The 7,541-nt window shown below is 40.8% G+C and carries 6 protein-coding genes; 3 read left to right on the forward strand and 3 right to left on the reverse strand.

Annotated features, from left to right (window positions below; translation table 11 throughout):
• The 3 genes from LBQ60_21625 to LBQ60_21635 form a co-directional block, all read left to right on the forward strand.
• Positions 1-1,216: purine/pyrimidine permease (locus LBQ60_21625; protein MDR2040525.1), on the forward strand; the 1,216-nt coding region annotated here is incomplete at its 5' end.
• 98 nt (positions 1,217-1,314) lie between these two features.
• Positions 1,315-2,715, forward strand: a complete 1,401-nt coding sequence (locus LBQ60_21630; protein MDR2040526.1) for a hypothetical protein — start codon at positions 1,315-1,317, stop codon at positions 2,713-2,715.
• A 73-nt stretch (positions 2,716-2,788) separates the two neighbouring features.
• Positions 2,789-3,466 (forward strand): hypothetical protein, encoded by a 678-nt coding sequence (locus LBQ60_21635; protein MDR2040527.1) that lies wholly within the window; start codon positions 2,789-2,791, stop codon positions 3,464-3,466.
• Between the two features lie 516 nt (positions 3,467-3,982).
• Here the strand turns inward: LBQ60_21635 and LBQ60_21640 are convergent.
• From LBQ60_21640 to LBQ60_21650, 3 genes are all read right to left on the reverse strand, one after another.
• Positions 3,983-5,386 carry a sugar porter family MFS transporter gene (locus LBQ60_21640; protein ID MDR2040528.1) on the reverse strand — a complete coding sequence of 468 codons (1,404 nt, stop codon included), beginning with the start codon at positions 5,384-5,386 and terminating at the stop codon, positions 3,983-3,985.
• A gap of 83 nt (positions 5,387-5,469) precedes the next feature.
• Complete coding sequence (locus LBQ60_21645; GenBank protein ID MDR2040529.1) at positions 5,470-6,303, reverse strand: sugar phosphate isomerase/epimerase; 834 nt, start codon at positions 6,301-6,303, stop codon at positions 5,470-5,472.
• 263 nt (positions 6,304-6,566) lie between these two features.
• On the reverse strand, positions 6,567-7,541 hold a 975-nt coding region (locus LBQ60_21650; GenBank protein ID MDR2040530.1), incomplete at its 5' end, for an FAD-dependent oxidoreductase.

The following is a 7,541-nucleotide window of genomic DNA, read 5'->3' on the forward strand; positions in this document are numbered from 1 at the left end:
GATCGTAACAGCTCCATCCATCATTATCATGGGGCTTGTAGTGGCAAAGCTTCATTTTGGGGAGGATGTTGCCGCCCAGGTTTTTTATATGCAAAAATTATGTTGTATCCTGGGAATTACCTTGATGGCACAGATCTTCTTCGGCCACCGGCTTCCCCTGGTAGTCGGCCCTGCATCTGTTTTACTGATCGGGATACTCGCTTCTGCAGCTTCCGACATATCAGCTATCTATACAGGTATTCTGATCGGTGGAGTATTCATTACCGTAATTGCAGTTAGTGGATTATTGACTCATTTCCGCAAGATTTTTACCCCGCGGGTCATTTCGGTAATCATGCTGTTAATTCCCGTCACATTGGCTCCTACCATTCTTAAATTAGGCTTTGCCAATGACCGTAATACTGCTTTTAATCTTGCATTTATCCTGCTAATACCTCTGATTCTGGTATTTGTCAATAAAATACTGAAAGGAGCCTGGAAATCAACCACGCTGATATGGGGGATCCTTGCCGGAAGTTTATTGGTATATTGGTATGACGGCCTTCCTGATACCGGAATGATCTCTACCAATAGTAGTCCTGATTCCCTGTTCATTGGCTTTCAATTTGATTGGGGCGTTACGCTTTCCTTCTTATTTTGTTCAGTGGCCCTTATCATCAATGAGGTAAGCTCCATACAAGCCGTTGGCCAGATGTTACATGCACCCGATATGAAGAAACGGAATAAATGGGGAGTAGCCATCACAGGTTTATCGAACATTTTATCCGGATCAATGGGTGTAATCGGTTCCATTGATTATTCTTCAAGTGTCGGAATCATTTCTTCCACCCGGGGAGCCTCCCGTTTTCCATTTGTTCCTACCGCAATCCTTTTAATTATATGCTCGTTTTTCCCTGATCTTGTGAAAATGCTATTGAGTATTCCCGACCTGGTCATGGGAACGGTGATGCTTTATGTCATGGTTTCACAATTTTCCGCCGGAATGCAAATGATAACGACCAATCATGCGGTTCGGCATTTCGAAGACGGAGCCATCATCGGCCTGCCTGTCATGGCAGCACTGTTGATCTCATTTATTCCCGGAGAAGTAATGATGGAAATACCGGCCTTAATCCGTCCCATTTGTGGAAATGGTTTTGTTATGGGCGTGATCATTGTTTTATTGATGGAACATTTATTATCTGATAAAAGGGACACAAAGGCTTTAAAGCCCTGATAGAAAGGAAGCCAAGCATTTAATTTAATTCGTCATCTTAAAATTAGAATGTTAAATTTAAACAACTTCTTATGAGATTTATGAAAAAATTGACTAAAATGTTAAAAATAGTTTTCTTGATTAAACTTATCATTGCACAACGTAATCAAAATGCATTGAAAATTACATGTTTGACAATAATTATATTCTTAATAGAAGGCTGTCATTCAAATATTCAGGATTTGAAGCAGAAATATTCTACGGAAGTTATTAATTACTTTTACGAAACCGTTTTTTTTCAAGACAATACCGGAAAAATAGATAAAGTTAACAAATGGGATAAAGACATATACGCATACGTATCTGGGAATTTTTCTACGAACGACATGACGAATATAAAAACTATTATTTCTCAATTGGATTCGCTATTGCCCATCAATATGTATTTGACTTCCGATAGTTCCTTAGCAAATTTATTCGTTTACTTTGGCGACTATCCCTATTTAGAAGAAAAAATAAATATTCAAATTGATGATTATGAGCCATTTGTTGGAATGGGAGTTTTTAGGGGTAATCCTTATATTGAATCGGCGGTAGTAGGATTTGCCAATAATGCAAAAAGGTACAAAAGACTCGGCAAGACAGATAGTACTAAGCTTAGACATGCTATTATCTTAGAGGAACTAACTCAATGTTTGGGTATAATTGGTGATAGTTTTCATTATCCCAATAGTGCCTTTTTTGAAGGGGGTATTTTGGTGCCAAGTCTTAGTGTTGTTGATAAAGGTGTGCTCACACTCCTATATGAAACCTCAATTACCTCCCAATATTCAAGATTACAGTTTGAAAAGGACTTTGGTGACGTACTTCATCACATTAATGCTCCTCAAAAAATAGCAGACTATGTTTTAGCTAATAATATTCAATTGCATCTCCTTGAATATATTCGTGAAAAATGTTTTCATGACAGTATATTGATTAAATGTCCATCAGAAATACACATTAGCTTAAAAGGTGATTTTTCTCAAGAAGACTCTGTATTTTGCAGAAACGTTGTAACCCTTTTCAATTCTGTAAGTAATTATTTTCAATTAGTATTTGCAGATAATATTGCCCACGAAGTCCCGGGTATTAATATTTGTTATGAATACAATAACAAGAGAAATACCACAGTGGAGAGACAAATGATTACTGATAACATGATGTTTCCAAGACGACTCAAAGGTGAAATTAAAGCTACTTATAGGATACAGGATGCTCAAAAAATAAATAGACTCATATTCAATTCCATATACAAATTATTGGGGTTTGATAGTAATAATGCTGATGATATCTTGAAACTTGATACACTGGGCAATATTTCATTTAAACCTGATTACAAAGAGATGTTGAAACTTATTTACGAACCTGTTTTTTATAGTGGATTAACTATCAAGGAATTTGACAAAGCAATTGAAATTTTAAAAACAAAAGGATATAACAAACAAAAAGATATAACAATGAATAGTAAAACAAAATGATCCATTTCTCCGTTATATATATTTCTTCATAACCTTTATAATATTGGCCGTTCGTATCTTCATACCATTTTTTATGCTGTTGGTTTGCCTGACGGGTAGATCCCAGGAAATAAGTCATCAATATTCTTTTCATTCACAGATTATTGCAGACAGCACCGGTGTAGGTGTTCCCAACTGTCATATCATCAACAAGACACAACGTATTGGAACCGTGGGCGACCAGAACGGTTTTTTCAGGATCACTGCAGAAATAGGCGACAGTCTCACTTTCAGTTCCATTGGTTTTGAAAAACTAAGTATGGCTGTAGCTGATTCTATGTACACCAACGACCGGGTTATCCGGCTAAAACATACCACTTACACATTGAGTGAAGCCGAAGTGATAAAGGTAAATTTTGACATACCTGTACCATCCAGATATGAGATTTCCCGGTCACCACTGCCGAATCAAGGAGGGTTCAACCTCCTTCCGACAGAAATTAGTCCGATCTCATTTTTCTACAAGCGTTTCAGCAAGGAAGAAAAACGGAAAAGGCATTATCGAAAAATTACGGAAGGCTCGGACGATCAGTCCATTATTATGGAAAAATACAACGGAACCATCGTATCCAGGCTTACAGGACTGGAAGATGAAGAGTTGATAGAATTTATGTCATATTGTGCTTTTTCAAAAGAATTCCTGCGCAATATGTCATCTGAAACCATCCGCCGTAACATCCTTAAAAAATTCGAGGAGTACAAGAACCGGTAATGACACATGGGCCTCCGGAACGACCTTAAATTCCAAATTCCTTGTTGATTAAAAAAGTTCATCTAAAAGCTATTTTTAGAGCGGAACCGAGCTTGTTTTACAAAAACTTGCGTTCGGCTTAACTTGTAATTAACCTGTTACCTAAGGATAAAGATTAATTATGCACCAAATAAGCATAATATCACTTTCCATGCGCAATGTGGCCGGGCAATTTTGCCCGTAAATAATTGCTGCAGGCACCTTACCGACGCTAAGCTGTCTGAGCAAAGCCGTTAGGCGAACGGCGAAGCCCTCACGACCGGAGGGAGTAACCGAGTTCTTAGCGTCAAGCCGTTTTTGATTCTTTTTGCGGCATCAACTTAGGCAAAGCCGTTCTCATGACCGAAGGGAATAAAAAGAATGAAGAATCAATCACTTACGGTATTTCGATGAACATTGCTTACGTCGAATTCATATGTAATTGACTTCGTCGAGCTAAAGGCTAAGCCGTTATTTTGGACTTTTGAACAGCCCCTTTTACTCCTTTTCTTTCCAGTTTTTTTCTATCTCTTCCAGCGATTTACCGGTAGTTTCAGGAACCAGTTTCCATACGATCAGTATGTACGGGATACACATGATGCCGAACAACCAGAATACCCCTGCAGGGGACAGGTTTTTCATCAGCCAGGGTGTCAACTGACCGATCAGGAAAGTCCCGATCCACAAGGAGAATCCGGCGATAGACATGGCCGCCCCGCGTACCCGTGCCGGATACATTTCCGACAACAACACCCAGATTACCATACAGATAGATATAGCACAACTGAAAATATAAATAATGATCAGGATCAGTAAGGAAACGGGAGGTAACATCATACCCTGCTTATTGAGTGTAAAATACATACCGATCAGGAATAACGATATGATCATTCCCGAAACACCCCAATAAACCAGCTTTTTACGCCCTATGCGGTCGATCAGCCACATACCGATCAGGGTAGCGCCGACATTCACAGCGCCCACCACTACCTGGTACAGGAGGGAATCTCCTTCCGATAATCCGGTCTGTTCAAAAATGGAAGGTCCGTAATACAATACGGCATTAACACCCATGAATTGGCCGAGTATGGCCAGACATACGCCAATGATCAGTGCCAGACGGAACCTGGGTTGGAACAATAATTTCCAGTCTGATTTTATCTCACTTGAAATCACCCTCTTCAATTCCCGTACCTGCCCGGATGCATTTTCTTCACCATAAGTACGCGACATGATCTGCAAAGCATCAGATTCTTTACCTTTTATCACCAGCCACCTGGGACTTTCCGGAATAAAGAACAGAACGATAAAGAACAGTAGTGCAGGAACCGTCTCCATACCCAACATGGCTCTCCAGTATTCATCAATGAATATTTTATCCCAGAGCGTTCCGTCTATTATGGAGACACTCAATGCATGGTCGAGTATGGCATAGTTGACAAGGTATGCCCCTAAAAAGCCAACTGTTATGGCCAACTGGTATAACGAAACCAATGTTCCGCGATATTTGGCCACAGCAATTTCAGAAATATACAGGGGCGAGATAATCGATGCCACACCGATACCTATACCTCCTATGATACGGTATACCACCAACTGCAAATAACTGGCAGAGAACATGCACCCGATAGCGGACAATGAAAATAAAATAGCCGAAAGGAACAGTACAGGCCTGCGTCCCAACCGGTCGCTCATTCGTCCGGCCATAGCAACACCAAAGATCGAACCGATCAATGCACAGCCAACATACCACCCGGTTTTTACTTCGTCTAATCCGAACTGGATGGATACACTTTTGATCGTTCCGGATATCACTGCCGTATCATATCCGAACAAAAATCCTCCTAATGCGGCCACTGCCGAAAGAAAGATCACGTAAGCTATATTTTCTTTGTTTTTCATGTGTATATATTTAAAGTTCAAAATTCAAGGTTCAAGATTTTCGTTTTTATTCAATTTTGAATCTTGAATTTTAAATCTTGAATCTATTTAGTTTGCTCATCCAGGTATTGAATACATTTCCGGATATCCGGTACCGAATTATCCCAGTTATACTCGTATTCAATAGACATTAGTCCTTTGAATTTATTGTTTTTCAGCACTTCCAACATATCTGCCACATTGCAGATACCAGTTCCCCAGATAACATCATGCTGTTCCGCTTCTCCTTCTTCCGGGGCCTTGATATCTTTGAAATGAAGAGACTTCAGGCGGTTACCGACCTGTTGCAGGGCTTTAACGGGATCAATTCCTTCGCGCTTCCAATGTCCGACATCAGCACATACACCCATTCTTTTGCTTCTTCCTTCCAGAGCTTTCATCAACAGATCAGGACTCCAGTAATGGGAGGGTTGCGGATGATTATGGATCGCCACATCGATCTTATGTTGTTCAGCCAGTTTTTCCACAATATCCATATGTTCTGGATTGGGCTCGCAGGTGATGATTTCGATCCCCATCGACCCGGCAAATTCAAACAGCTGGGTCCATTCCGCTTCATCATTACAGATCACTACCCCGCTGGCAATAATTTTCACGTTCTTCGATTTGGACAGCTCAAGGACCTTCTTCTGCACTTCTTTATCCATCTTATAGTCCATGGTCTGGTCTCCGAATCCCTGACCCAGCCTTTGCCCGTAATAGACTTCGACATAATTCAATCCAAGGGATTGCAGTTTATCCAGGGTCTCCACAAAGCTAAACCGGTGGAAAGTATATGATTGCGCACCCAGCTTCCAGTCATAACCGGATTTTGAAGTACAGGATGAACCAATTACAGCCCATGCTACCAGTAAAACAAATAAATTCAGTGTTTTCATATGTAAAAAAATTGAGAATTGAGAATTGAAAGTTGAGAATTATTTTTTCATTTACTATGGTGTAAATTATTAACTTACATTTCGATTCATACACTTTGACGGGTTTCGCTCATGAGAGTTTTATATTATTTAAATTTAAGGTTCCGGTACATTATATAATTGATGATCAAATATTGATAATTAATTTGGTATTTCATTCTCCATTTTCAATTATTCACTATGTTCATGAGACCGCTGTCGCTAAGTTTTCCATTCTCTATTACTTATTTATCCGGCCACCGGGTCTCTATCCCCTGCGACCGTATTAAATTCTGGAAATCTTCCAGTAGATCTTTCCGTTCACGGATATTCCGCGGAACGGTCTTTTTTTGCAGGGCATAATGTACCAGCATCCCTACGGCCTCACCAATACCCCACTCTACCGGGTGTAAACGGTAACAACCGTTGGTAATATGTGTGGTACCGATGTTTTTATTGGCCGGCAATAAATTATCGATGGTATGCGGTAACAAAGCGCCAAGTGGTATCTGAAAAGGCAATGACGGGAAATCGATATAATTGTTTCCCCGGCTACTGGGATGCAGGTCGATATGGTAATAACCTACGCCCACGCTGTCATAAAAATCAGCCGCTTTGTCCTTTCCGGAAACAAGCGCCCTATTTTCTTTGCCTACATGTTCTTCCAATACGGTAAACAGGGTTTCCGCACGCCTTGATTCGCGGACATACGGATATTTGGCCAATCCGTCTTCCGTCCCCATGATATCGGGACGTAAACGTAATCCCGGCCAGCCCTGTCCTCCATCGGGACGGGGCACCTCTGTCTGCAGCCAGTAAAACAACGAGAGGCTTAACTGTTTTGCCCGGTCGACATGCCGGTTGAACTCTTTTTCGGACCCGTCAAGATTCCCGAGCACATAATCATTCTGCGGCCAGTTGACAATAGTGATATCTCCCGGGTAAGCGCCTTGCCTGAAATTTTTCCTGTCAATGATCCTGCGGTAATTCCAAAGATTCAAGACATTGCCTGTAGGGATTCCTTCAGGGTGAAATCCAAGGGTCACCGGTTGTAAGGTAGACGGTTGGGAATAGCTCAGACTGAGTAATTTTCCCGGCCACGGCGGTTGCATAGCAGGAATAAAATTACGCCAGAAATCATATTCTTTAGGTTGATCGATTGTATGATCGGCTCCCTTTTCATAATCCATGGCAAAACACATCGTGAATGCCTGTTGATC

It is taken from the genome of Bacteroidales bacterium (assembly GCA_031275285.1).
Lineage (GTDB): Bacteria > Bacteroidota > Bacteroidia > Bacteroidales > UBA4181 > JAIRLS01.